This is a genomic window from Neptunomonas sp., from assembly GCF_016744175.1.
GTDB lineage: Bacteria > Pseudomonadota > Gammaproteobacteria > Pseudomonadales > Balneatricaceae > Neptunomonas.
In genome coordinates this window covers 44,114-46,874 of record NZ_JADGEV010000032.1, presented here as the reverse complement: position 1 = coordinate 46,874, position 2,761 = coordinate 44,114, and the positions used below count along the sequence as shown (strand labels likewise).

Below are 2,761 nucleotides of genomic sequence, written 5' to 3'. Positions count from 1 at the left end.
TTATAGCATTCACGGGGTTGGCAGTAGGAGCAGTGGCGATAGGAGGTGTAGCGTTTATCTATTCAGGCGTGTATTCAGTGGGAGCGGATGAACCTCATTATGGTATTACTACTTGGGCGCTAGAAACGCTACGCGAAAACTCGATTGCTGGTGCCTCCCAGAATATAGAAGTGCCATCAGATCTAAGTTCAGCACAACGTTTGCTTAAAGGTGGTGCTGATTACAATGATATGTGTGTAGGTTGTCATCTTAAGCCAGGGAAAAATGAAAGCGATTTTACTTTGGGTTTATATCCATCACCACCAAACTTGGCTGTCGCGCCTCGGTTGGGGTACGATGAAACCGTAGCAGGTCAGCGTAGTTTTTGGATTATTAAGCACGGTATTAAAGCATCAGGCATGCCAGCATGGGCTTCAGGGCATGATGATACGCGTATTTGGAAAATGGTAGCTTTTCTCAAGAGATTGCCTGATTTAACACCAGCTCAATATCAGATTCTAACAGCGCGTGGAAAAGAAGGGGCTGAGCATCACTAATGCGGTAGGCTTAAAGGTTATATTATGAGTAAAAGAAACTGGTTAGTAGGCTTATTCGTTAGCTTGTATGTGGGGATGCTCAGTGCTGGTGGCGTTAACTCAAGCGGTGCATCAGGTTTGAATGGCGGACTCAGTATGTATATTAATGCGGCGGAAGGAGGAGATATTTCTGATCGTCGTCTCAGTCACTTGCAAGACTATTTTCAGAAGAGGCAGTGTAATATACAAGTGATTACTGCAGGGCATAAATCTGCAGGAGCGTTTGACGCAGATATTGTATTTATGCCGCTCAAGCAAGAAATTCCTGCGCCATTTCAAAAGGTATTCGGCCTTAGCGTTGTCGACGATCAGTTTCTGTCTGCTAGCCTTTTGGTGAGGAGCTCTACGGGTATTAATGATTTAACAAAGTTAGGTGGTGTACGAATCGCTTTTCTTTCGCCTAATTCAGTAACGGGTTTTTACTGGCAGAAAAAATTACTGCACAATGCTGGAGTCATGCTGAAAAAAGACCTGATTACTTTCACAAACTCTAACCTTGGTGCTATGTCTTTATTACTGCATAAAGATGTTTTTGCTGCGGGTGTAGCAACACCCTTGGCAAAAAAATGGGCTAAGGCTAATGATCTTACTATTGTGGCTGAGAGTCCAAGGGTTGAAACAGGCGGCCTTTGGATGAAGAGAGGGGTTGCCCAGAGAGATATCGATCAATGTAAAAAGCTTTTTAAAAATCTCTTTGAAAACAACAGTGATAGAGCGATAAAGAAACTTGTGAAGGTATTTCCTGTTTGGGTTGATGGGTTCGTGTCTGTTGCAGGGTAATGTCTTTCGCTAGCAATATAATAAGCAGCATATGGATAGATATATATTAAAGGTCGTGTATTCATTTCCTTAAATATATGAGTGTTTATGTCGCTTAATAACCCTTTGTCCAAGTGCTACTGACGAAGCTGTTTTTTACACGAAAATGACAACGATCATGCGCTTTAACTGGTAGCCATATCAGCCCGTAACCGGTAGCATAAGCGTTTGTTTTTCTGGTAGTGGCGTCTTCTATTTATGAGTTATCAGGTTCTTGCACGCAAGTGGCGTCCTAAACGCTTTAAAGAGATGGTAGGGCAGGAGCATGTCCTAAAAGCGCTAGTGAATGCGTTAGATCAGGATCGTTTGCATCATGCTTATCTTTTCACGGGCACACGTGGTGTTGGTAAGACGTCAATTGCGCGTCTATTTGCTAAATCCCTGAACTGCGAAACGGGTGTGTCATCAGAGCCTTGTGGTGAATGTAGTGCTTGCAGAGAGATTGCTGAAGGGCGCTTTATCGACTTAATAGAAGTAGATGCAGCATCACGTACTAAGGTTGAAGACACGCGCGAACTACTTGAAAATGTTCAGTATGCTCCTACCCACGGTCGCTTTAAAGTTTACCTGATCGATGAAGTACACATGCTTTCCAGTCATTCTTTCAACGCTCTGTTAAAGACGCTGGAAGAGCCGCCTGCGCATGTTAAGTTTTTACTGGCCACGACTGATCCGCAAAAACTACCCGTCACTATTTTGTCGCGCTGTTTACAATTTAATCTTAAAAACCTGATACCAGAACGGATTGTTGAGCATCTTCAGTTTGTTCTCACAGAAGAGAATGTAGGCTATGAAGATCCAGCCTTGTGGCTGTTAGCACGATCTGCTGATGGCTCAATGCGAGACGCTTTGAGTCTAACAGATCAGTCGATAGCTTTTGGAAGTGGCACAGTATTTGAGGCAGATGTTCGCTCTATGCTGGGTGCTATTGATCAGCGTTTGGTTTATCGATTGCTGGATGCACTTACAGCACATAATGCTCGTGATTTATTGGGTGTTGTTGCGGAGTTAGCGCTATTTTCACCCGATTATATGAATGTTTTAGGTGATTTAATTAGCTTGCTGCATCGAATCGCTGTTGCTCAAGTCATTCCTGACGCTATTGATAATAGTATGGGTGATCAGGAGGCTGTGTCTCAGCTTGCGCGGCAGTTAGCGGCTGAAGATGTGCAGCTGTTTTATCAAATTGCTTTGGTGGGTCGTAAAGATCTGCCTTTCGTACCTGATGCACGTGAAGGCTTGGAGATGGTGTTGTTACGTATGCTGGCGTTTCGCCCGGCAGGAACTGCACCAAAGCCGGTAGCGTTGGATGAAATTGTGCCTAAAGAAGCTGGACAGGTAAAGCCAGCAGAGCCAGTATCCTCTCC

3 protein-coding genes are annotated in these 2,761 nt (G+C 44.2%); all 3 read left to right on the top strand.

Going from position 1 to position 2,761, the window contains the following annotated elements; translation table 11 throughout:
- Positions 1-536 (top strand): cytochrome c (locus QZZ55_RS14170; RefSeq protein ID WP_366512326.1); only part of this gene is annotated, 536 nt, incomplete at its 5' end.
- A 24-nt stretch (positions 537-560) separates the two neighbouring features.
- The gene (locus tag QZZ55_RS14165; protein WP_293267990.1) at positions 561-1,355 is read left to right on the top strand and encodes a PhnD/SsuA/transferrin family substrate-binding protein; all 795 of its coding nucleotides are present in this window, start codon (positions 561-563) and stop codon (positions 1,353-1,355) included.
- A 237-nt stretch (positions 1,356-1,592) separates the two neighbouring features.
- A partial coding sequence (gene dnaX, locus QZZ55_RS14160; protein WP_293267989.1) for a DNA polymerase III subunit gamma/tau occupies positions 1,593-2,761 on the top strand: 1,169 nt, incomplete at its 3' end.